At 32.2% G+C, this 23,615-nt stretch carries 20 protein-coding genes; 7 read left to right on the top strand and 13 right to left on the bottom strand.

The window, feature by feature from the left end:
• Positions 1–122: 122 nt before the first annotated feature.
• Positions 123–803 carry a YczE/YyaS/YitT family protein gene (locus LGK97_RS02520; RefSeq protein WP_226258159.1) on the bottom strand — a complete coding sequence of 227 codons (681 nt, stop codon included), beginning with the start codon at positions 801–803 and terminating at the stop codon, positions 123–125.
• A gap of 15 nt (positions 804–818) precedes the next feature.
• Positions 819–2,009, bottom strand: coding sequence for a phosphopentomutase (locus LGK97_RS02515; protein WP_226258158.1), 1,191 nt, complete (start codon positions 2,007–2,009; stop codon positions 819–821).
• Between the two features lie 426 nt (positions 2,010–2,435).
• On the opposite strand from LGK97_RS02515, the gene LGK97_RS02510 reads away from it, so the two are divergent.
• The 5 genes from LGK97_RS02510 (at position 2,436) to LGK97_RS02490 (ending at position 8,033) form a co-directional block, all read left to right on the top strand.
• Complete coding sequence (locus LGK97_RS02510; protein ID WP_226258157.1) at positions 2,436–3,170, top strand: GntR family transcriptional regulator; 735 nt, start codon at positions 2,436–2,438, stop codon at positions 3,168–3,170.
• A gap of 436 nt (positions 3,171–3,606) precedes the next feature.
• The gene (locus LGK97_RS02505) at positions 3,607–4,404 is read left to right on the top strand and encodes an amino acid ABC transporter substrate-binding protein (RefSeq protein WP_226258156.1); all 798 of its coding nucleotides are present in this window, start codon (positions 3,607–3,609) and stop codon (positions 4,402–4,404) included.
• Between the two features lie 12 nt (positions 4,405–4,416).
• Positions 4,417–5,100, top strand: a complete 684-nt coding sequence (locus LGK97_RS02500; protein ID WP_226258155.1) for an amino acid ABC transporter permease — start codon at positions 4,417–4,419, stop codon at positions 5,098–5,100.
• Positions 5,101–5,242: 142 nt separating this feature from the next.
• Positions 5,243–5,986, top strand: coding sequence for an amino acid ABC transporter ATP-binding protein (locus LGK97_RS02495; protein WP_226258154.1), 744 nt, complete (start codon positions 5,243–5,245; stop codon positions 5,984–5,986).
• A 223-nt stretch (positions 5,987–6,209) separates the two neighbouring features.
• The gene (locus LGK97_RS02490; protein WP_226258153.1) at positions 6,210–8,033 is read left to right on the top strand and encodes a sulfite exporter TauE/SafE family protein; all 1,824 of its coding nucleotides are present in this window, start codon (positions 6,210–6,212) and stop codon (positions 8,031–8,033) included.
• A 156-nt stretch (positions 8,034–8,189) separates the two neighbouring features.
• Here the strand turns inward: LGK97_RS02490 and LGK97_RS02485 are convergent, their stop codons facing one another.
• The 3 genes from LGK97_RS02485 to LGK97_RS02475 form a co-directional block, all read right to left on the bottom strand.
• Positions 8,190–9,560 (bottom strand): sensor histidine kinase, encoded by a 1,371-nt coding sequence (locus tag LGK97_RS02485; protein ID WP_226258152.1) that lies wholly within the window; start codon positions 9,558–9,560, stop codon positions 8,190–8,192.
• A 3-nt stretch (positions 9,561–9,563) separates the two neighbouring features.
• Positions 9,564–9,704 carry a winged helix-turn-helix domain-containing protein gene (locus LGK97_RS02480; protein WP_413228409.1) on the bottom strand — a complete coding sequence of 47 codons (141 nt, stop codon included), beginning with the start codon at positions 9,702–9,704 and terminating at the stop codon, positions 9,564–9,566.
• A 302-nt stretch (positions 9,705–10,006) separates the two neighbouring features.
• On the bottom strand, positions 10,007–10,198 hold the full coding sequence (locus LGK97_RS02475; protein ID WP_226258151.1) for an SHOCT domain-containing protein: 192 nt from the start codon (positions 10,196–10,198) through the stop codon (positions 10,007–10,009).
• Between the two features lie 88 nt (positions 10,199–10,286).
• Here LGK97_RS02475 and LGK97_RS02470 point away from each other — a divergent pair, with 88 nt between their 5' ends.
• Entirely contained in the window at positions 10,287–10,622 is a 336-nt protein-coding gene (locus LGK97_RS02470; protein WP_226258150.1) for a sensor histidine kinase, read from the top strand.
• Positions 10,623–10,776: 154 nt separating this feature from the next.
• A complete protein-coding gene (locus LGK97_RS02465; RefSeq protein WP_226258149.1) occupies positions 10,777–10,917 on the top strand; it encodes an LDCC motif putative metal-binding protein in 141 nt (46 codons plus the stop codon).
• Between the two features lie 121 nt (positions 10,918–11,038).
• On the opposite strand, the gene LGK97_RS02460 is transcribed toward LGK97_RS02465, so the two are convergent.
• The 8 genes from LGK97_RS02460 to LGK97_RS02425 all read right to left on the bottom strand — a co-directional run bounded on the left by LGK97_RS02460 (position 11,039) and on the right by LGK97_RS02425 (position 23,605).
• The gene (locus tag LGK97_RS02460; RefSeq protein ID WP_226258148.1) at positions 11,039–13,492 is read right to left on the bottom strand and encodes a heavy metal translocating P-type ATPase; all 2,454 of its coding nucleotides are present in this window, start codon (positions 13,490–13,492) and stop codon (positions 11,039–11,041) included.
• Positions 13,493–13,656: 164 nt separating this feature from the next.
• Positions 13,657–14,367: a hypothetical protein gene (locus tag LGK97_RS02455; RefSeq protein ID WP_226258147.1), complete on the bottom strand. Its 711-nt coding sequence runs from the start codon at positions 14,365–14,367 to the stop codon at positions 13,657–13,659.
• Between the two features lie 183 nt (positions 14,368–14,550).
• Positions 14,551–15,231: a response regulator transcription factor gene (locus LGK97_RS02450; protein ID WP_226258146.1), complete on the bottom strand. Its 681-nt coding sequence runs from the start codon at positions 15,229–15,231 to the stop codon at positions 14,551–14,553.
• A 293-nt stretch (positions 15,232–15,524) separates the two neighbouring features.
• Positions 15,525–16,934, bottom strand: coding sequence for a L,D-transpeptidase family protein (locus tag LGK97_RS02445; protein ID WP_226258145.1), 1,410 nt, complete (start codon positions 16,932–16,934; stop codon positions 15,525–15,527).
• 221 nt (positions 16,935–17,155) lie between these two features.
• Entirely contained in the window at positions 17,156–18,229 is a 1,074-nt protein-coding gene (locus tag LGK97_RS02440; protein WP_226258144.1) for a protease complex subunit PrcB family protein, read from the bottom strand.
• 206 nt (positions 18,230–18,435) lie between these two features.
• The gene (locus LGK97_RS02435; RefSeq protein ID WP_226258143.1) at positions 18,436–20,433 is read right to left on the bottom strand and encodes a methyl-accepting chemotaxis protein; all 1,998 of its coding nucleotides are present in this window, start codon (positions 20,431–20,433) and stop codon (positions 18,436–18,438) included.
• 248 nt (positions 20,434–20,681) lie between these two features.
• The gene (locus LGK97_RS02430; RefSeq protein ID WP_226258142.1) at positions 20,682–21,575 is read right to left on the bottom strand and encodes an MBL fold metallo-hydrolase; all 894 of its coding nucleotides are present in this window, start codon (positions 21,573–21,575) and stop codon (positions 20,682–20,684) included.
• Between the two features lie 428 nt (positions 21,576–22,003).
• Positions 22,004–23,605, bottom strand: a complete 1,602-nt coding sequence (locus LGK97_RS02425; RefSeq protein WP_226258141.1) for a sodium:solute symporter family transporter — start codon at positions 23,603–23,605, stop codon at positions 22,004–22,006.
• Between the last annotated feature and the right edge of the window lie 10 nt (positions 23,606–23,615).

Below are 23,615 nucleotides of genomic sequence, written 5' to 3'. Positions count from 1 at the left end.
GGTTACGCAGGCTTTCAGATTATGGACTCATCAAACACACCAGGCATACAAAAGGGCTGTCTCAATCTAGAAATTACTTTCTATTTTGAGACAGCCCCTTAAATAAAATCCTTTATGAATTTTTAGTTATCTATGGCTTGTTTACTTAAATTCATCTTTCTAAGAACTACGCTATCAAAAACCTCTGATATTTTTTGTATAGTTGGCCCTGCAGTAAGAGCTGCAATAACTGTGACAACCCCTACTTTACCTCCTAAAGTGAATCCTAGTCCTAGCGAGATAATATCGCAGATTATTTTTGATGTTTTATATTGACCTTTCATTTTATCTCTTACAAGCATGATTATACCTGTACAAGGGTCCATTCCAATATCTACTGCTATAAATATACCAATACCTAAAAATAGCATGGTACAGCCAAGGAAAGAGGTTAAAATACTTCCTCCTATATTGCTAGGGATATTAAGTATTTCATAAAGCTTAAATCCTAAATTAACGAAGTTACCCATAGGAAGTGCATAAATAAATGTCCCTATATTTATGTACTTGCGGCCAAGGGAAAATACTATACCAATAAAAATAAAGTTTACTAAGTTTGTTACTAATCCAAGCTTATCTGGTTGTAGTCCAAGTATATTACGAGCTCCATCATATAAAACTGCGACTGCGTCATTTCCTAAGCCACCTACTAAATTAAATGCTAGTCCAAATCCTACTAATGCAACTCCCACTAATGCTATTAATATTCTCCAAAATAAAGTTTCATATGATTTGTTATTTCTCTTACTAATTACGTTATCCATTATTCCCTATCCTTTTTAAACTAGTTTTTTTAGTACTGACTGGCCAATTGTATTTTCCGGCATTTTCACTTGGAAATTTTCTGCTATAGTTGCCCCAACAGAAGCAAAGTTATTACTTGTCTCCATTAACCCATTTTCGGCCATGGATGGCGAATATGCTAGGAAAGGAACAAATTCCCTTGTATGGTCACTACCTTTATAGGTTGGGTCATTGCCATGATCCGCAGTAATTATTAACAAATCATCTTCCCTTAATTTTTCTAATACTTTACCTAAATTAACATCAAATTTTTCTAGCTCTTTGGCATAACCAATTGGATCTCTTCTATGTCCCCAAAGTGCGTCAAAATCAACTAAGTTGACAAAGCATAATCCCTTAAAATCTTTATCCATTAACTCTAAGGTTTGTTCCATGCCATGAACGGAACTTTTTGATTTATTGCTTTCAGTTACACCTTCACCGTCAAATATATCGTTTATTTTTCCCACAGATATTACATCAAATCCCTCATCCTTTAATGCATTTAAGACAGTTTGTCCAAATGGTTTTAAAGCATAGTCATGTCTGTTGCTTGTGCGCTTAAACTCTCCCTTTTTTGCTCCTAGGTATGGTCTTGCAATAACCCTTCCAACCTTCCACTCATCCCTAAAGGTTAGTTCTCTTGCAATTTCACAGCAACGATAAAGTTCTTCTAAGCCAAAAGTTTCTTCATGTCCACAAATTTGCAGTACAGAATCTGCTGAAGTGTATACAATCATATCTCCTGTCTTCATTTGGTGCTCGCCAAATTCATCTAAAATTTCAGTGCCGCTGGCACTCTTATTTCCTACAATATTGTGCCCAGTTCTTGCTTTTAGCTCCTCCAAAAGTTCCTCTGGAAATCCTGTGTTTGTGAAGGTTTTAAATGGAGTTTCAATCTTTAACCCCATCATCTCCCAATGTCCGGTCATTGTATCCTTGCCTATGCCTACTTCCCTCATCTTCATGAAATGTGCTAAAGGTTTTGGAACTTCACATACATGCTTTACTTCATGCAAATTAGCCAGTCCTAACTTTTGCAGGTTAGGAATATTAAAACTCTCTACTGATTCTGATATATGTCCTAAAGTGTCTACACCTATATCTCCATATTGTTTCGAATCACTCATTTCTCCAACTCCCAGGGAGTCCACTACTATTGTAAAAATTCTTTTAAAATTCTTCATATGTCATCCTTTCTAATACAAATTTTTTAATTCCTTTACCCAACTTTTAATGAATCTTTGCATTATGCGGTTATAATTATACTGTAAAAATAGACACATCTTTAACTTGTCTATTAACTTGTACATTGTCTATACGACGAGTTTAGCATGTGCATATTTCTCTGTCAAGTTTTTTGTATTAGTCTTTGAGCTTATAATTGATTTATAATTTAAATATGTCTAAAACCATTAGACTATGGTAGAATAGTGATGAATCATAGCCTGTATTCTACTTTTATACATTCAATAAAGTTACTTGCATTACTTTATTGTTTAATTATAAAATCTCAGATATAATTAATATTAACAATATTTTTATTGGAATTTGTAGCTAGACCAATCTACTTGTCTAGACAAATTGATTTTATGGAGAAAGGTGTTATTTAAATGGATAAATTCAGTATAGTTGGCAAGGAAAAAGATTTAAAATTTGTAACCGTATATAATGAGCTTTTCAAAATGATAAATGAAGGCACTTTCCCTGAAGGAAGCAGATTGCCATCAGAACCTGACCTATCAAAATCACTTAGTATTAGTAGAACAACTTTAAGACAGGCACTTGCATTGTTGCAAGATGATGGACTAGTTAAAAACATTAGAGGCAAAGGAAATTTTATAATAAAATCTCCCTCTGATAAACCTATTGGCTTAGAGACCATTGGACATCCAGTATACAAATGCACAACTGATACAATTGATGAAGTTAAAATGCAGCTACGTATAGAAGCATCCACAGACTATATTAATCAAATTTTAGGAAGAAAAACTGCTGTTGCAGTAATTATAGAGAGATGGTACAAATCCCAAAGTAGCCCTGCTGCCTACTCTTTTACCTTAATCCCAATTGAGACTATTTCAAAATTCAATGTAGATTTAAATGATCATGATAAAGTCTTAGAATTTGTAGAAAAAGAAATCTATAAAATATGCAGTAACGTATTAGTTGAAGTAAAATATTCAACTGCAGGAAACATTTCAGCAAAGGCCTCTCCAATTTCACCTGAAAACCAGTTTTATCTAATACAAGAAGCTATGTATGAAGATACAAAGTTTCCTGTGGTCCACAATAAACACTATTTACCTATAAAATCAAGTTCAATTGAATTCCATCAAAAAAAGTAGAAGGAGCACCAAGCTGGGTGCCCTTCCTTTTTAATGTTAATTTATTTTTAACTACAAAAATTGAAGGTTTAACTTCCAATCCGTGTAAGTGTTCTAACTCCTTACAAACATTATGATTAACAATAAAAGTTTTACAGTTTAATTACAGGCTGGGATGCCATCCTTATAACTTTAGGAAAAGAAAAAGAAAATTTAAATTATCTAAAATAATTTTTTTTAAAAACGCTTATTAAATTTACAATCATTTGCTTTGAAACTGACTCCATAGAAGGAACTATGAATAGTTTCTTCGTACTAATATGTAGAAAAAAGTATTTTCAAGGAAAATTTTTGTAGTTTTTTTTAAAAATAACTATTCACATTAAAATATAATTATGATATTATAACTCCTATGCAATAAATACTAATTCAATAAAAATACTAGGAGGAATAACAAATGAAGAAATTATCTGTATTAATTAGCACATTATTAATAGCAAGTATAGGTCTTGTTGGATGTAGCACAAAAAGCAGCAGCAATGTTACTCCTAAGAATTTATTATCAGCAATAAAAAGTGAAGGAAAAATACGAATTGGTACAGAAGGCACCTATGCACCATATACTTTTCATGATAAGGATGGAAAATTAACTGGATTTGATGTTGAAATCGCAGAGGAAGTTGCTAAACGTATAGGTGCTAAGCCAGAGTTTATTGAAACTAAATGGGATGGAATATTTGCGGGATTAGATGCAAAAAGGTTTGATATGATAGTAAGCGAAGTTGGAATTAAACCAGATAGAGAAGAAAAATATGATTTCTCTGATCCATATATAGTTTCAAAGGCAGTGCTTATAGTAAATAGTGAGGACAACAGCATCACAAAATTTGAAGATTTAAAGGGCAAGAAATCTGCTCAATCATTAACTAGTAACTTAGCTAAAATTGCAGAAGATAATGGTGCAGTAATTCAACAAATTGATGGATTTAATCAAGCTATTGATCTTTTACTTTCTCACAGAGTAGATGCTACAGTTAATGATAGCTTATCTTTCCTTGATCTTAAAAAGCAAAAACCAGACCTTGCAATTAAAGTTGTTGATGAAGAACACAATGCACAACCAAGTGCAATTATGTTCAATAAAGGAAACAAAGAATTAGTGGATGCTACTAATAAAGCATTAGCTGATATGAAAGCAGATGGTACTTATGCAAAGATTTCAGATAAGTGGTTTGCTGCAGACGTATCAAAATAATAAGGAGAAAATATGAATTTTGATGCACAAACATTAAGAATATTAGACATAATTAAAGATTCCTTCTTTCCATTATTAATAGCAGGTGTGAAGTTTACCATTCCACTTGCTGTGGCTTCTTTCATACTTGGCTCACTATTGGCCATGGGAACCGCCCTTGCACGGATATCAAAACATAAAGTATTAGTTTCCATATCAAGTTTTTACGTTTGGATTGTAAGGGGTACACCACTGATTGTACAACTATTTATAATATTTTACGGATTACCAAGGGTTGGTATAATCATTGGAGCATTACCTGCAGCAATTATTGGCTTTACATTAAACGTTGGGGCTTATAATTCTGAAGTAATTAGAGCGGCTATTTTATCTATACCTAAGGGCCAATGGGAAGCTGCAAGTTCCATCGGTATGACACATACTCAAGCTCTTGTGCGCATAATTTTGCCTCAAGCAGCTAGGGTATCTATACCACCTTTAGCCAACTCCTTTATTAGTCTGGTTAAGGATACATCTTTGGCAGCCACCATTACTTATGCAGAAATGTTTCAAATTGCCCAAAGAATAACTGCAGCAACATATGAGCCCCTCGTATTATACTGTGAAGTAGCTTTTATATATCTATTATTTTGTTCTATACTATCTATAATTCAACAAAAGACAGAGAAAAGGCTTGAAAGATATGTGGCTAGGTAACGACATTTCAGAAGAAAAATCTATCATTTCTATAAGTGAGGATTACATCCTAAATAAGTAAAAAATTTTAATGGAATCTAAATCACCTTCTGAAGTCGTTAATGTTGCAGTATCGAAGATGATGAGTAATTGGAGGAAATTCATGATTAATATAAAAGATTTACACAAGAGTTTTGGACATAATGAAATATTAAAAGGTATTGATTTGCAAATTCTAAAGGGTGAAACCACTATTATAATTGGGCCTTCAGGTTCAGGCAAAACCACCCTGCTTAGATGTATAAATCTGCTGGAGATGCCTGACAAAGGGAACATACGCATTGGACATAGTAACCTTACCTTTGATAATAGCAAAAAACCCACTGGAAAGGAAATATTAACCTTGCGCAAAAATACAGGTATGGTGTTTCAAGGTTTTCATTTATTTCCTCACAAAAGTGTGATAGAAAATATTATGGAAGGCTCTGTTACAGTTCTTAAGCAATCTAAGAATGAAGCTTATGATAAAGCCCTTAGTTTACTTGCCAAGGTTGGACTTTCAGAAAAGGCCAATAGCTACCCCCATGAGCTTTCTGGGGGGCAACAACAAAGAGTTGCTATAGCACGTGCTATGGCTATAGAACCATTAGTCTTGTTATTTGATGAACCAACTTCTGCCTTAGACCCTGAACTTGCAGCTGAGGTGCTCAGGGTTATGAAGGAGTTATCCCATGAAGGTATGACCATGGTAATTGTTACCCATAATATGAACTTTGCAAGAGAAGTAGCAGACAATATAGTATTTATGGACAATGGACTTATACTTGAAAAAGGAACTCCAGATGAGATATTGGGTAATGTGACTAACCCAAGAATAAAACAATTCTTAAATTTTGTTGCTGATTAAATAACATGGAAAGTCGGGGACAGTTAACAACTATTCCGCTTATAGCACAACTATATTAACTTGTAACCATAAAAAAACGCCTAAATATTATACAAAATATAATATTTAGGCGTTTTTATGTGCTAAGTTAATTATGTTTTATATTTAAACTACTTCCATCTTCATAAAATCAACACACCTTTTTTATATACTTATAACAAATACATGTACATGGAGGGAATTTATGAGTATTAGAAGGGAAACCATTAAGGTGTACGATATGACCTGTACATCTTGTGAGAGTCGGGTTGAAAAAGCTATAAATAAACTAGACGGAATATTAAATGTCAAAGCAAGCTATAGTGGTCAGTTCGCTGAAATCGAGTATGATGAAAGCTTATGTAATCTGAGCAAAATCAAAGCTACCATTAAAAATGCTGGCTACACTACGGAAACTCCAAAGGACTACAAGTTTATGGGAATCCTCATAATAGTAGCTGCTATAGTTCTTCTCGGATTAAAGACTAGTGGTTTTGATATGGACGCAAAGCTTAATAATGCCTCCTATGCTGTTCTTTTTGTGGTTGGAATTCTTACTTCCATACACTGCGTTGGAATGTGCGGTGGAATTATGATTTCACAAAGTATAACAAAAGAGAGCAACAATAAGTTTGATGCTATTATTCCATCTCTTTTATACAATTTAGGTAGAGTTGTATCTTATACAATCCTTGGAGGTATAATTGGTGCTCTTGGCTCTGTATTTTCACTTTCAATTACAGCAAAAGCTGGGATGCAAATTTTTGCTGGAGCATTTATGATTATGATGGGATTTAATATGGCCGGCTTTAGTGCCTTTAGAAAATTTAGTATTAAATTGCCGCATTCTGCATGTAAAGCTAAAAATAAATCTGGTTCTCCATTTATAGTTGGAGTTTTAAATGGACTTATGCCCTGCGGACCACTTCAAACCATGCAACTTTTTGCTCTTGGAACAGGCAGTGCAACAAAAGGTGCCTTATCCATGTTTATGTTTGCAATCGGAACAGTTCCACTTATGCTAACTTTTGGAGCGATATCAGGCTTACTTAGCAAAGGATACACAAAGAAAATTCTTAAAGTTAGTGGTGTTCTTATAATTGTGCTTGGTCTTATTATGGGAAATAGGGGGTTTGCACTGGCTGGAATTAATATTAATCCGCTTACAGCCTTGGCTAAAACTTCAACCAACCTTCTAGGTGGAGATTCTAATGGTGCTTCTAATGCAAATGTTGCCAAGGCTACCTTGCAGGACGGAGTTCAGGTTATAAATATGACTGCCAGTAATAACGGATATACTCCTAATGCCTTCTATGTTCAAAAAGGAATACCTGTTAAATGGGTAATTGATGGAAAGGAATTAAATTCTTGTAATAATTCAATTGTAGCTAAATCACTAAACGTTGAGCAAAAAATAAAAAAAGGTGAAAATATTATAGAATTTACTCCAGGTGATAAGGACATAAACTTTAGTTGTTGGATGGGGATGATAAGAGGGGTAATTAAGGTTGTAGATAAACTTGATGCTGTGGATACCTCAAAAAATGATTCATCGTTACCACCGCCAAGTACAGGTCCAAGCTGCTGTGCAGGTCCTGTAGATGAAAGTTCAGATGAACCAGTTAAACCTAGTATTTATGGTAATGATATAACCTCGGTGCCAACAGAAACTCTAATTAGCAAGGCCATCCCTTCTGGAAGCTATCAGAGTGCTAAATTTAAAGGTATTGGATATGAATTAAAGCCTCTCATAATAGTTACAGGCAATGGTATAAATACAAAGTTAACCTTTGATTTAAGTGATTTTGACAATGCTGAGGGCAAATATTCTATTGTAGATACAACCACTGCAGAGGAGATTTCTTCCTTTACAGCAAAAAAGGGTGTAAATGAAGTAGAATTTAGTCCTAAAAAAATCGGTAGCTTTGCAATTCTTAAGAATGATGCTGTTCTTGGGATAATTGATGTAGTCGATGACTTAAAGACTACAGATTTAGAAAAGATTCGTTATAAATATCTAAAGAAGTAATTCAATTAAAAAAATACAATACATCAATAAATTATTAAAGTTCAAAAGGTGATATAAAAAAACGGAGTCAAAATGGCTCCGTTTTATGTTTCTAAAATTAAAAGGCTTAGAATTGTACATTCTATCTTAATTACTTAGCCTTGTTTTAACTTCTTATCAGGCTTTATCAAAATACACAATAAACACGCTACCTTTACCTTCCTTACTTTTCACTTCTATATCTGCATTATGAAGGGCTAATATATTCTTTACAATGGTAAGCCCAATTCCAGAGCCTTCTATTGCATGTCTGCTCTTGTCTCCCCGATACAACCTTTCAAATATATAAGGTAAATCCTCTTCCTTAATGCCAATGCCGGTATCTTCTATTTTTAAGATAATTTTCTCATCTATCTCCTTTAAAGTAATATTAATTTCTCCTTTCTCTGGTGTAAACTTAATAGCATTTGAAAGTAAATTAATAATTACTTGTTTTATTTTATCGCCGTCCCCTAGAATGTTAAATTGATTATTATTTTTACATTCTAATGTTATTTTAACATTCTTATTTTCTGATATTAATTCAAACTCCTTTATTATAGGAAAAAGAATATCCTTTAAAGAAATCTCCTGAGCATTTAGAATTAGTTCTTCCCCTTCAACTTTTTTTAAGACATTTAAATTGTTTAAAAGCTTTCCAAATCTAATAACTTCATCATTTAAGTTATTTAATCTTTCATTATCTGCTGGAAAAATACCATCAATCATAGCTTCTAAATTGTTTTGAAGAATATTAAGGGGAGTCCTAATTTCATGGGATATATCTGATATTAACCTTTTTCTAAGTATATCCTGATGCTGAAGCTTTTCCCCAAGTGTATTTATGCTATTTCTTAAATCTTCAAGTTCTATAATACTACTTTTATCCTTTGATCTTTCATTGTAATTTCCCTTTGATAGGTGCACTGATATCCTTGAAACTTGCCTTAGTGGGGTAGAAAATTGCTTGGAAATAAATAAACTAATTAATATTGTTATTAAAATCGAAAGTACAACACTTATAATGATACTTTTATTTATTGAATCTTTAAAATTCACATCTTCTTCAGATAATAATACCGGAGCATATTGTCCTATTTCTATATTTCCTACGATTTTATCCTTAGATTTTATCTGAAATGTGCTCGCAGTGTAAACCCCTTCATTTTTAACATGCATATTAACATTAACGTTAATATTGTGAGCTATATCATTAGGGTTCATACCCCATATAACTTTGTTATTTTCATCCTTAAGAGTAAGACAATAATTACTCATATAGGCTTCATGGGTAATTTCTATTCCTGAGGTTTCATCCCATTTACCATCTTTTCCATATACATCTTCTAAATATTTTACTATTCTAGTATTTCTTTTGTTTTGTATTTCTACTAAATAGTTGTCAAAGGTTCTTGATATTGTTATATTGACAAATAGTGTAGATAGAAAAAGCGCTAATATAGCAGTACATGTCAAAATAATACTTAATCTTTTTCTTATGCTTTGCATAAATTAATCACCGCCAAATTTATAACCGATTCTAGTTACGGTTAATGTATATTTAGGATTTCTGATGTCCTCTTTTATTTTCTCACGTATATTTTTGATGCGTACATCAATTATTCTATCAAAATCTTGGAAATCTACTATCATACTCCTCTCAATATAATAATCTACATTATACCATTTTATTATGTAGATTCTATGTAGATATAGTGCTCTTTTTACACAAATTTTACTTTTATAATACTTTAATATAATATTTTATATGTTATATTAGCACTACTATAAAAATATGGGGTTGCTACTTTATTTCATGTTGTGAAAAAATAAGAACCTCAGATCAAGTATCAACTGAACCTGGGAAATTAACAAATGAAGAATTTAATCAAATAAAAAAATCATGCCGAAAGAGAATTCTTCATTACTCTTTTGACATGACTAATATTGTTTTATTATTCATGTTTTAATAGTACATTTTTTTTATGATTATATTCCTCTTCATTTATTTCCCCACGAGCCAATCTTTCATTTAAGATATCTAAAAGATTATCTCCACCACTTATAACTTTAAAATTATTATTGGGCAATTGTTTGTAAACTATATATATAACTACTCCAATTAAAATTAAAGGAATAAACATCATTCCAAACCAACCTCCCATCATATTATATCCATATAACAATTTAGGCTCAAAAATTTATTCAGATTTGGCTCAAAATGTTGATGTATTAATGGATAAAGATAAATTAAAGCAAGTAATGTATAATTTGCTTTCAAATTCGCTCAAATATTCTAAAAAAGATGAAGAAGTTTTCTTAACTCTAAAGATTGAAAATGATAATATAATAATAGAGGTAAAGGATAATGGAATCGGAATTTCCCAAAAAGATTTACCATTCATTTTTGAAATGTTTTACAGAAGTGATGAATCTCGTGATAAAAACACAGGTGGTACTGGTATAGGACTGACTATTGTAAAAGCCATTGTTGAGGCTCATAAGGGAACAATCAATGTAAAAAGTATCTTAGGTGAAGGCAGTACTTTTATTCTGACATTTCCTAAATAAATTTAAAGATATCTTTATAATCTCTTCACATCTTTTTTGTACAATTAAAATTATAAATTACATTGATTTATTGATTTAGGTAATTTAGGTAGGGACGGTTAGCAACTAATTGTACTATTTACTTAAGGATATGAAATAAATTGGAGGAATATATATGAAAATGTTAAAACAATGGTTTGAAAAGTTCCTAAAAGATATAGAAAATGCTAATGAAAAAGCTTATGGTGGTAAAAAATTAGATTGTTGTGGATTAAACTCTGATAAACATAAAAACACTGTAAACAATAAAAAATAGAAATATCCTTTATTTAAGTATATTCTATATTAAACATAACCCAAGTCTCCTTGTATAAAAGGTTCAAGTAATACATGCGTATAATACTTGAACCTTTTTAATGTTTTAATTATAATTGGTTTTATGTTAAAGGTTTAAAACCTTTTAACCTTAAAGCATTTGTTAATACTGAAACTGAACTAAAACTCATTGCAAGGGCTGCAATAATTGGGTTTAATAGTGGTCCACCAAATAAATATAAAACTCCCATTGCAACTGGTATTCCTAAAACATTATATCCAAAAGCCCAAAACAAATTTTGCTTTATATTAGTTATAGTTTTCTTACTTAACTGAATAGCTGTAGGCACGTCCATTAAATCACTTCTCATAAGTACTATATCCGCAGATTCCATTGCTACATCAGTTCCAGAACCTATAGCTATACCTATATCAGCCTGGGCAAGTGCAGGTGCATCATTAATTCCATCTCCAACCATAGCAACTTTTTTACCTTCTGCTTGAAGTTTCTTAACTTCATTTGATTTATCCTCAGGTAAAACTTCTGCTAGTATTCTATCAATACCAACCTGCGATGCAATAGCTGCCGCAGTCCTTTTGTTATCACCAGTTATCATTGCAACTTCTATTCCCATAGCATGAAGTCTTTCTATTGCTTTTTTACTATTCTCTTTAACTGTATCTGCTACTGCAATGATACCACTAAGTTTATTTTCAATAGCTATATACATTGGAGTTTTACCTTCTTCAGCAAGTTTGTTTGAAATGTCCTCTAATTTTTCTAAGGAGATTCCACTTTCTATCATAAGTTTTCTATTTCCTAACAATATTTTATTTCCCTCTATACTAACTTCTATCCCGTAACCAGGTATAGCTTTAAAATTATCTACTCTTTTAAATTCTAAGGATCTTTCTTCTGCACCCTTAACTATAGACTCACCCAATGGATGTTCAGAGCCTTTTTCTGCTGAGGCAGCTATTTGAAGTAAGAATGTTTCATCAATGCCCTCTACAGTAACTATATCTGTTACCTTTGGTTTTCCTTCAGTCAGTGTACCAGTTTTATCAAATACTATAGTTTGAATTTTATGCGCAGTTTCTAGTGCTGTTCCACTTTTTATAAGCACCCCATATTCTGCACCTTTTCCTGTTCCCACCATAATAGCTGTAGGTGTTGCTAGACCAAGAGCACAAGGACAAGCTATAACAAGTACTGAAATGAATATTGTTAATGAAAACACTACGGATTCACCAGATAAGAACCATCCTAATGATGAAACTAGTGCAATTACTATAACCACAGGCACAAAGTAGCTTGAGATAACATCTGCCATTCTAGCTATTGGAGCTTTTGAACCCTGTGCGTTTTCCACCAAAGTTACAATTTGTGCTAGGGCCGTATCTTTTCCCACCTTAGTAGCTTTATATTTAATGGAACCATTTTTATTAATACTAGCTCCTATAATTCTATCTCCAATCTTTTTTTCTACAGGCATACTTTCCCCTGTAAGCATGGACTCATCCACAGATGTGATGCCTTCTACTACTTCACCATCTACAGGCATCTTCTCACCAGGCCTCACAACTACTATATCACCCACTTCTACTTCATCAATGGAAATTTCAACTTCATTATTATCTCTTATGATAATAGCAGTTTTGGGTGCTAGTCCCATAAGTTTTTTAATTGCCTCAGAAGTTTTTCCTTTTGAAACTGCTTCCAAATACTTGCCTAGAGTAATAAGTGTCAAAATAACACCTGCTGATTCAAAGTACATTACGTAATCCACATTGCCCATAAATATTATCTCAGATACAGCAAATAAGCTATACAAAAATGCTGCAGAGGTTCCAATGGATATAAGCGAATCCATGTTGGGACTTAACTTTACTAAAGATTTAAATCCCACAATAAAATACTTTTTACCAGTAATCATAACTGGGATTACAAGTATTAATTGCATAATTGCGTAAACCTCTGGATGTGCCATAGGGTCAATAATTGAAGGAAGATGATAATTCAACTTTTCTGCAACCATTGGTCCCATGGCAATTAGAAGTAATGGCAGCGCAAATACTGCTGATATTATAAATCTATTCCATAAAGCTTTTATTTCTTTTTCTTTTTTTTCTCTATCATTATCCACATTGCTCTCATCTTCTAAAGCTTTATATCCTGCCTTTTCAATTGCTTTCTTTATATCAGAAGTTCTTACCAGCGAAGGTTCAAAGCTTATATTCAATTTTTCAGTAGCAAAATTTACGTTGGCGTCTACCACACCAGGGAGTTTTTTTGTAACTCTTTCTATATTTTTTGCACAAGCAGCGCAGGTCATCCCCTCTATTTTCAAGGTTTTATTACTGGTTTCAACTAAAGCTTTATAACCTGCTTTTTCTATAGCGTTTTGTATGTCTAATAACTTAACCAGTGTTTCATCATAGGATATACTTAATTTTTCAGTAGCAAAATTTACGCTTGCCTCAGCCACTCCTGGTAATTTCTTTGAAGTTCTTTCAACAGCTTTCGCGCAAGCAGCACAAGTCATTCCTTCTATTTTTAATGATTTTGTTTCCACCTAACATTACCTCCTTAAAATCTTATTATTTGTCCATATTGAAGTTTTTAGTGCTTGCAATGCATTGACTTTCTCTTTATTCATTTAGACGCCTCCCTACCCCCATGTGGGGGGATGTAAGATAATTGTATTATGTAGTATAAAGTGTATAATACAATTATAATTTATTTTAATTTATAGCCCTTAACTAATTGATCATCGTTACTTTCCATATTATCTTTACCAGCTACTTCTAATTTAAAGCCAGTACCTTCAAGCTTTGTAACGTCTAGTCCTGCTTTAATTAATGGTTCTGCCTTAAGTACAAACTCCATATACTCATCAGATGATCCTAAAGTCTCTGTAAAGTGCACTGAGTTGCCTTCTCCAAGTATTAGCATATAATGCTTTTCATCTTTAATATATTTAATTAGATTTGGATCCTGTTTTAAAACTCTTCTGAAAGCATCTTCTGAGCCATTAGAGGTTTCTTTTTTGTCACTTACATTATAAGGAAAAATTAATCTATTTGGTAACTGAACTCCTGCTTCAACCTCCGCAGGTTTATATACCCACTTATTTGGATCTAGTTTTGTAACATCCAGACCTGCTTTAATTAATGGATCCGCTTCCATTACCATAGCATAATCTATTTTATTTGCGGAAGTATCCTTAGTCCATTCGAACTTATCAGCATTACTAAGCTTAAATCCCCAATGTTGAAGAGCATTGTGAAAGCCCTTATTGTTAGGATTTGCTTTAACAATAGCATTAAAAGCTTTTAGTGCACCATCTGCATCCTTACTTCCAGTTTCAGTTCTACCACTACAGCCTGCAAGTGATAAAGTAACTATTGTTGAAACAAATAATATCATAAATTTTTTAGTGTTTTTCATATTTAATACAACTCCTTTTCGCATCTTTAGCTATATAATAACTAATTGTTATGTAGATTTAATGAAGAAGTACATTACCTTAACAATAATTTGAAAAAGGCATCCTAGTTAAATGGATAATTGATGGAAAAGCATTAAGCTCTTGTAACAACTCAATTGTTACAAGAGCTTGTATGAAATAAATTAATCACCGCCAAATTTATAACCAACTCTAGTTATTGTTACTATATATTTAGGATTTCTACTATCCTCTTCTATTTTTTTACGTATATTTTTAATATGTACGTCTATTGTCCTATCAAAGCCTTGAAAATCTATTCCCATAATTCTTTCAATAAGCTGCTCTCTTGTAAATATCTTTCCCTTATTGGATGATAGAAGGTGAAGTATGTCAAATTCGTTTGGTGTAAGATATATTTCTTCTCCCCTTACCTTGACTTCTCTTTTATCATAATTAATCTCTAAATCTCCATTGTTATAAACTTGACTATCACTTTCATGCAATCTAAGCCTTCTAAATAACGCATTTACCCTTGCAGTTAGCTCCCTTGGGCTAAAAGGCTTTACTAAATACTCATCTGCCCCAAGGTTTAATCCTTCTATCCTGTCTTCCAAAGCACTTTTTGCTGTAAGCATAAATATATGCACTTCAGAAATCTTTCTCATTAAACTACAAACCTCCTCGCCCGTTATGTCTGGTAGCATTAGGTCCAATATAACTAAACTAAATTCAGTTTTCTCAAAGAGTCTTATTCCTTCCATCCCTTTGGTAGTACAGTAAACGCAATAGCCTTCCTTTTTAAGATATGCCTTTAATATTTCTGATACCTTTTCTTCATCTTCTATAATCAATATATTATGCACGTTTAAGACACTCCTCTTTAAAGTTATTAGTCTTCAATTAGTATATACTACTATTACTAATATAACTGAAACTGATTACAATATAAAGATATCAAAATATTATGTAGTTCTTATGAAGATTATTTCTGAAGGAGCTAACGACTAAGATTTTTAATGACTTTCGGATAGGAGTTTGAGACTCCTGACATCCAGCATACATACAATAAAACAAAACCTATTACATTACTGACTTTAAGTAATGTAATAGGTTTAAACATTATTTACATAGAATAACTACTACAAAAGTAGTTTTGTTAATAACAAACAACTGGAGTACCTGCCTCTATATTATCAAACACTGTCTTTGCCACTTCGTAGGGTGAATTTATACAACCATGGGATCCGCCTGTCTTATACAGCTCTCCCCCAAACTTATCTCGCCAACTTGCATCATGAATTCCTATTCCTCCATTAAACGGTAGCCAAAAATTCACAGGAGCAGCATAGTCTTCCCCTTTAAGGGTTGCATTTCTTTCTTTATAATTGATCTGATAAATACCCGCCGGTGTTCTTGTCTTGTCAGATCCATCATTACCTGTTACAACATCCCCTTGCGTTATTAATACTCCATTTTTATAAAACCATAGGTGTTGTCCTAAAAGATCTATTTCTACATAGGTATTCCCGATATCATTCTTATCATGAGATGCTGCTGTTTGATAATATGATGGTTCTTTTGTTATAGATTTTCCTTCCTTTATGATGGAAGTTAAATCTCGGATTTCTTTAACCTTATTAATTGACCAGCCATAACTACCACCACCAATATTAATTACCTTTCCTGATGAAGTAAGAAAATTTCTCGTCTTAGCAACTGTATTATATTCACTAGCAAGCACGTCCATATAGATTTCAACTTGTTTTTCATTAAATGCGACCTCATAATTCTCATTAACTGTGACCCACTTATTTATGGTAGAACCATCTAAAATTTCTTTATCTCCTCCAAAAGTATAGGTAATCTTTGAAGATACATATTTGTTAAGCAATTCCAATGCGTCAACTACCTTTGGAGATTTTGAAGTATATTGTGGCTTAACATAGTAATTAATTGATTCCAAATCTATTGTTGTTTTGCCTGTGCTCACTGCATCTATGGCATAATTATATAAAATGTCTTTATTGCCCTTATTTCCAATGATTTCATCCACAATTACATAACCATTATCTGTATACTTATAGCTAGCATTTTTAGGTTCAATTACCTTACTACTATCGAAACAAGAGAGCTTATCCACTTGTTCTTTTAATAAACCTTTATCATATTTAATCCCTGCTATCATTTTAAAATCTTTTTTATTAAACACTGCAAAAATCCATTTATAAGGATTCTGTTTATCTTTAAGTTCCTTGAATCCAACATTTACATCATACTTTAAGCCAATTTTTTTTCCGCTAATTTGTTCGTTTATACCGCCTCGTTCTTTAATGTTTAGCTGATATTTTTGAATCTCTGATGCCATTAGCTTATTTACCTCTTCTACGCTTTTACCTGAAACACTAATGCTATTTATTACAGAACCGAAATAAAAATGATTCATGAAATATATTGCCATCCCAAAGTATACGATAAGTAAGGTACAAATAGAAATTATAATACCTAAAACAATTTTCTTTCGCTTTTTTATTGGCCTTATTGTTGACCTTTCTACCCCCGTTTCCATAATTGCACCACCCCTTACACGTTTTAAAAAAACTAACCACTAACCTATAAATTAATACAACAATTAATATGTCAAGGTATTGTTTGTTCTCTTATATATCTATTATACCTCAAAATAGTCCGTTGAGGTGTCAATTTCATTACAAAAGTTGGAGCAGTTTTTGTTGGTAAGCTTTCTTACTAACTTTAAAAGGGAACACATAAAAATGTATTCCCTTTAATTTATTCAACTTCAACAGCATCCCTTATAGTAAACATCATTCTATAACCTTCTATACTAGATTTATTTTTTTCTTCTCCAAATATACTATTTGAAATAAATAAATAATAAGTTTTTGCCAGTTCATAGTTGGAAGTTGGCGTAACCTTAGCATATTTCTTATCATAACTTACACTTAAATCTACATTAACTTTGTTGCCAAAGCTATCTAATAGGTAAATTGTATCGTTATTTAAATTTAAATCATTAATACTTTTGTTAAATTTAATTGTCCATTCTTTGTTTTCTGATACATTTACATAATTCTTTAAGTCCTTCCAATCTTTATTCTTAATCTTTGATACAAAAGTATTTATAGAGATATTACTAAATGGCATAGCCATAGTATCTTTATATTTTGCAGGAGTTCCTAGTACATATTTTACAAGTACATTGTCTCCAACTTTTAAATCATTAATTATTTTAAGGTTTGATGAATAATAAGACTGGTAGCTCCCTTTTCCATCTAAAATTGTAATATAGATATTTTTGCCTATAGTTTCAATTTTGCTTAGAGTCCCTGTTATGGAATTAACCCCTACTGGATGTTCTATTTTTTTCATAGTAAGATTGCTAAAATATTCATTCTTAAGGTTTTTTACAGTTATATTTGGTGTTATGCCTTTTGCTCTTACAATTGTGTAAGGATAAGTTATAACTTGTGTTACAAATATATCTTTCGCTGGGGCTAATTCATTAACCAGCACATTAGTTCTTCCTTCGTTGTCTTCTATACCTGTGACTTCAATAGAATATCCACCAGTAGGTTTCTCACCATTCATTACTGCAATATAAGTATATCCAGATGAATCATCTATTGTATAAATAAAACCTTTTTCCTCTTTCCTTTTGTTAATCATCTCCATAAGAGCCTGAGGTGCGTCTTCAGTATTTACTACTTCAAATTTAATTTTATTATTTACAATACTCTGCATAGGCGCACTGCTTACTACATTTGAATTTAATGCATATGCCGGAAGTGTTGTAAAACTAAGTGACATAGTCATGATTAGACTAAGTATTATTTTGCTTTTCATATATATCTCCTCCAATGTTATAAAATTTCCTATACATATTAGACGATAGTAGTTTGCGAAAAGTTCCATAATTTAAAAATAAAAACCCCATCACTCAATTCCAGTTTTTGCAATAGGTGAGGTACACAACCTATTAACTCAAAAAGAACAGCCTCTGGGCTGTTCTTTCTTGCAATATATTACATTACTTATTAATAGGTTTTATATTAAATTTTAAACTTTGATACAGAACTATTTAATCCGTCAATATATTCATAAAGACTTTCAATATTATTACACATAGTATTTACAAGAGCATGTTGCTCTTCTAAGGAAGCAGTAATTTCCTCAGTAGATGCAGAAGTTCGCTCAGATATAACTCCCATGTTGCTCATAATATTTCCTATTTCATCTTTATCAGCTGCAATGGACTTCATTTTTCCATGACTACATTCTATAATTTCAATATTGTTATCAATATTGTTTTTTATGGTGCCAAAATCATTAACTATGTTTGTGTTTATAGCATCTCTACTTTCTCCAATTGAAACTAACTGAGCTTTTACATCGATAAACTTCTGGCCTTCTTGCTGCACAGTTTTTATTAAACCTTCAATTTCTTTAGCTGCAATGGCTGACTGCTCAGCTAGTTTTCTTACTTGCTCTGCAACTACAACAAATCCCCTACCTGCTTCCCCTGCTCTTGCAGCCTCTATAGCTGCATTTAATGCTAGCATGTTAGTTTGTGCTGATATGTTTGATATAACCTCAGTCATCACATTTATATTGGTAGTGCTTTTGTTATACGAGTCAATAATTTCATAAATCTCCGTAAAATTTTCTCTGTTTTTGTTTTCTATTTCCTTTAAATTTTCTAAATTGTTAAAGCTTTTATTTATTATGTCTTTTGTTATGCTTGTATCTTTATTTAGGTTATTAATATCAGAAATAGTTTCATCAAGTTTCTCAGAGAATTTTTCCAAGAAATCTGCCCCGGTAGTTATACTATTTGTCAAGGAAACTGATTCGCAGGATATTTCCTGGGATGCTACGTTTATTTCATTAGAAATGGACTCCACAACTCTTGAGGATTTATTCAAATCATCAGCAAATACATGTACCTTTTCTGTGGTATCAAATACACTTCCAATTATTATTTTTAGCTCTTTAACCATGTTATTAAAACTTCCGGCTAACTGGCCAATTTCATCCTTTGTTCCTATACTTACCTTTGCGGTAAGGTCTCCACCTGAAATCACCTTTGTATGATTTTTGAGTTTTGCAATAGGTTTTACCAAACTTCCAGCTAAGATAACAGCAAGTATTATTGATATTATCATAGAAATAAGAAGCGCAATTCCAAATCCCCACAAAATTTTATCTAATGCTTTTGTAAATTCTGATTCAGGAATTGCAAATCCAAAAGTCCACTTAGCAGAATCTATTGTTGCGTATGTAAGGTACTTTTTTGCATTGTCATAATCAACAACCTTTTCTATTCCACTTGTCCCCTTTTTTATATCTTCACCAATTAATTTAAATCTATTGTCTAGTACCGTCCCTATATTAAAAGCCTTCTCCTCTGTAGGTTCAAACTCTTTATTCGGATGAACTATGTAATTGTTATCATTATCTAACATAAATGCATAACTTTTATCCCCTGATTTTGCTTCTTTAACGATACTTGTAAGATAATCTACGTATATATCTGCACCAACAACTCCTGAAACCACTCCAGCTTTTTTTACAGGAGTTGCAACTGTAATAACCATTTTATTTGTGGTAACATCCAAATATGGAGCTGTATATATCAACTTTCCTGAAGCCATAGCAGCCTTGTACCAATCTCTTTGTGTGCAATCATAGCCAGCATCAGGAACCCACCTATCACCTGACACAAAAAACTTGTCATTAAAGCCTGCATAGTAACAAATAATATATGGATTTGACTTTTGTTTTGCTTCAAAATAGTTTATAAGATAATCTGAACTGTAATTGCTATAATACCCCAAGTCATTTGACATTTCTTCAATCATTTTTGCTTGAGATTGCATCCACCCATCTATCTCTTTTGCATATTTTTCCGAAGTCATAAGCGCCTTATCTGTTGACTCTTTAAGCACTATGTCATGGGCTATGTAATAACTCACTGCCATTGAAAGTACTAGACATAATAGACACACTAAAGATACAAACGTCCCAATTTTCACCTTTAAACTTTTCATTCCCCCACACCTTTCTTCTCTTAAGTAACTTTAAATCTTTATCTAATGTACACTTCTTTGTTCACGTTTATAAAATAGACATTATACGTCTATATTAACATAATTATCATGGCAATTGTTAATATATTCGGTATATTTTCGCTAAATATTGCGTAAGAGGTCGAAGAAATACTGTCATGCGGGTTAATCTTCATTGGTGGAAATTCACCAATGTTAGTAAAAGGTGGTCAGGAATCTTCTTCTTACAGTTATTTTATGGAGTATTTAAGAAATCCACTATCCATGTTTAAAGCTATCATACCCGTTTCATTCAAATACTCTACATATGATCCCAGCATTCTTTGTATCATAGTATATTTATATCTACTGTTTACATAAATATTAAATTCCTTAATAGCGGCCTTTAGAATATCCTCCATTGTCATAGCCCCATCTATAAGCTCATATACCCTTGTTGCTCTATTCTTATAGAAATTTATGTTGTCACTTATAAGTTCTGTAATATCATCAAAAATACCCTTGTGTGCCACCACATATTTCATACACTTCAAGTCATAAAGCTTTACTTTACTTTTCAAATCTTCCCTAAGTATATATGCATAGGGCATTTTAGCTCCCCTCATAACTTCATAGCTTATAAGGGTATCTCCTAAATATGCAACATCATCGGGAGTAATGATACATATATGTGCAGGACTGTGCCCTGGTGTATGAATAATTGTAAATTTAATCCCCTTCACAGTTACTGTATCTTGGTTATCCAAGATCATAATATCTGTTTTACAAACCATATGTCCAAAATGCTCCGTAACATCGGATAATGTTTGACTGTTATAATAAAGTTTTAGGTTCACTGTGGAGCTACAAATAAGAGCTTCATAGGCTGGCATAGCGATAATAGCGTTATATTTCTCCTTCAAATATGCATTATTCCCTACATGATCTATATGAGCATGGCTGCATATTATAGCAACTACTTTGAGTTTATTCTTTTCTAGAAGATCATCAATTCCATCCCTTTCTCCTTTTGCCCATCCTGAGTCTAGCATAATAATTTCTTCATGATTTATTTTATAAAAAGGTATGTATAACATTCCCGTATCAATACAAAATGTATTTCCCTTTATTTCTTTTATCTCCATATATTATTTTAGTGACCATGTGTGTATTACAAGTACACAAAAGCACTAAATTCTCACTTCCTTTCTTTTTCACTACTCTCAAGTTTATTATATACCTGCAAAATCGTTTATTCTATAAATTTTATAACAATAAAAAGAATCACCCTGAAGTGATTCTTAAATAAAGCTATCTAGTAATTGTTTATGTCTCCTGGTAAATTTTCTGAAGGAGCTAACGAATGAGGTTGATAGTTACGGTTGTTCTATTAGTCTAATTTTTAAAAAAAGGAGGATCTGCTTCAAGGTATATAAATTTATACTTTGAAACGGCTCCTTTTTTCCTTTTGATAAGTAAAACATCAAAGGATGACTTTCAGTTATTGTCATATCCCTAAATATGTAGCAAGAACTATAAGTTATTACATTTTAGCATGTTTCTGTATATTCCATCATTTTTGAATTAATGCTAAGAAAAAATATTGTGCAAAGAAAAATACTAAAGCGATAATTGCATATTTATCGCTTTTAAAAGGAAGTATAGAAACACCTTCTTCATCCACTAATCTTCCTTCTATTATCATCTTTTCTCTCATACCTTTAGCAGTATATTGTTTATAATCTTGAATGGCTATACTATCTGAGAATATCACACTAGTAATATACCCCACAATAAAAGTTAATGCACAACCAATTGCAGGATTCCATAGCCAACTCATCTCTATGGAACTAGCAATCCAAAACCCTCCTAAAATTCCAACAATAAATCCTGTAGCAACTCCCTTATCATTAGCTTTATAGGTGAACATCGCTAGGATGAAAGCACCTGTAGCAGGTCCAGAGAAATATGAAATATATTTTCCAACCACATCAAGAATAGATTTTACTGTGCCTCCAAAGCCTAAAATAACTATAAATATAACAATCACTCCAATTACAGTTGAAATTCCCATTGTAATCTTAAGAGAAGCTTCACTTTCTCCCTTATGAAAGTATTTTTCATAGATATCTTTAATAAATACTGTTGTCATTGCGTTAAGAAGGGAGTCTACACTTGACATAGCTGCGGCAAATACTCCTGCAATAACTACACCAAGAACTCCAACTGGAAGCTCATCAAGCATAAATCCAATCATTACTTGATTGGAGGAGGCAAACTCCTTATCCTTATAGAATACGAAAAAAATTACACCAACTAATAACATTAAAAAGTACATTAAATTCATAATAAAAGCACTAGTTAAGTAAGAGTTCTTAATTCCTTTCATAGACTTCGCTGTTAAAATTCTTTGAATCTGTGTTTGATCGAAACAAAAGTATCTTATCCACATTATAGTCCCCCCAATAAGGGAAACCCAAAATCCATTTGTGTTCATTATATTAAATTCAAAGTCTAGTGCGTTCATCTTTCCAGCTGTTTTGGCAACTTTAAGTGTCTCGAAAAAACTCATGTTTAGGTGTTTCAAAACAATAAAAATTACAAGGAATAAAGCACCCCAAATAATTATACTTTGAACTACATCTGTCCAAATAACTGCTTTGATTCCACCTAATAATGTGTATATAATTGCAATAAAAACTATTAGTGGAACAATTACTTGTAATGACCACCCAGTAATCGTATTCAAAATAAGTGCTGGTATAAAAACCATAGAACTAACTTGTATCAAGGAATTAACAAAGAACTGTAGTACCGTAAGCATTCTGCTTATGGGTCCTAATCTGTATTCCATATACTGATATATAGATGTAATCTTTAGCTGATACATTACGGGAACAGTTACATACATTGCTATGAAAATTGCAAAAGGCACAGTAATATTTACCATAAATGGTGCTATGCCTGAACTATATGCCCAACCCGGTGCTCCAATAAAGCTATTAGCACTAATCATAGTAGCCGCTACAGATAATGCAATCGGAATCCATGGCATTGACCTACCAGCCAAGAAATAGTCTTCTTGTGTTTCATTTCCTTTACCAACTAAGTATCCAATACCTAGCATTCCAACTATGTACGCTATTATAATTATGCTATCAATCATAGAGATCATTTTTATAAAC

Origin of the sequence: Clostridium sp. CS001, from assembly GCF_020443565.1 — a bacterium.
Lineage (GTDB): Bacteria > Bacillota > Clostridia > Clostridiales > Clostridiaceae > Clostridium_AD.
Note: the sequence above shows the minus strand (reverse complement) of the source record. Positions and strands in the feature narration are given on the sequence as shown.

Coding starts and splice junctions, on each gene's coding strand:
- LGK97_RS02475 (WP_226258151.1), bottom strand. CDS start 10,198: ATGATGTTTATTCCTTTAATTTTAATTGGAGTAGTTATATATATAGTT.
- LGK97_RS02425 (WP_226258141.1), bottom strand. CDS start 23,605: ATGATCTCTATGATTGATAGCATAATTATAATAGCGTACATAGTTGGA.
- LGK97_RS02510 (WP_226258157.1), top strand. CDS start 2,436: ATGGATAAATTCAGTATAGTTGGCAAGGAAAAAGATTTAAAATTTGTA.
- LGK97_RS02490 (WP_226258153.1), top strand. CDS start 6,210: ATGAGTATTAGAAGGGAAACCATTAAGGTGTACGATATGACCTGTACA.
- LGK97_RS02505 (WP_226258156.1), top strand. CDS start 3,607: ATGAAGAAATTATCTGTATTAATTAGCACATTATTAATAGCAAGTATA.
- LGK97_RS02495 (WP_226258154.1), top strand. CDS start 5,243: ATGATTAATATAAAAGATTTACACAAGAGTTTTGGACATAATGAAATA.
- LGK97_RS02520 (WP_226258159.1), bottom strand. CDS start 803: ATGGATAACGTAATTAGTAAGAGAAATAACAAATCATATGAAACTTTA.
- LGK97_RS02455 (WP_226258147.1), bottom strand. CDS start 14,367: ATGAAAAACACTAAAAAATTTATGATATTATTTGTTTCAACAATAGTT.
- LGK97_RS02485 (WP_226258152.1), bottom strand. CDS start 9,560: ATGCAAAGCATAAGAAAAAGATTAAGTATTATTTTGACATGTACTGCT.
- LGK97_RS02430 (WP_226258142.1), bottom strand. CDS start 21,575: ATGGAGATAAAAGAAATAAAGGGAAATACATTTTGTATTGATACGGGA.
- LGK97_RS02480 (WP_413228409.1), bottom strand. CDS start 9,704: ATGATAGTAGATTTCCAAGATTTTGATAGAATAATTGATGTACGCATC.
- LGK97_RS02435 (WP_226258143.1), bottom strand. CDS start 20,433: ATGAAAAGTTTAAAGGTGAAAATTGGGACGTTTGTATCTTTAGTGTGT.
- LGK97_RS02515 (WP_226258158.1), bottom strand. CDS start 2,009: ATGAAGAATTTTAAAAGAATTTTTACAATAGTAGTGGACTCCCTGGGA.
- LGK97_RS02470 (WP_226258150.1), top strand. CDS start 10,287: ATGGATAAAGATAAATTAAAGCAAGTAATGTATAATTTGCTTTCAAAT.
- LGK97_RS02440 (WP_226258144.1), bottom strand. CDS start 18,229: ATGAAAAGCAAAATAATACTTAGTCTAATCATGACTATGTCACTTAGT.
- LGK97_RS02465 (WP_226258149.1), top strand. CDS start 10,777: ATGAAAATGTTAAAACAATGGTTTGAAAAGTTCCTAAAAGATATAGAA.
- LGK97_RS02500 (WP_226258155.1), top strand. CDS start 4,417: ATGAATTTTGATGCACAAACATTAAGAATATTAGACATAATTAAAGAT.
- LGK97_RS02445 (WP_226258145.1), bottom strand. CDS start 16,934: ATGGAAACGGGGGTAGAAAGGTCAACAATAAGGCCAATAAAAAAGCGA.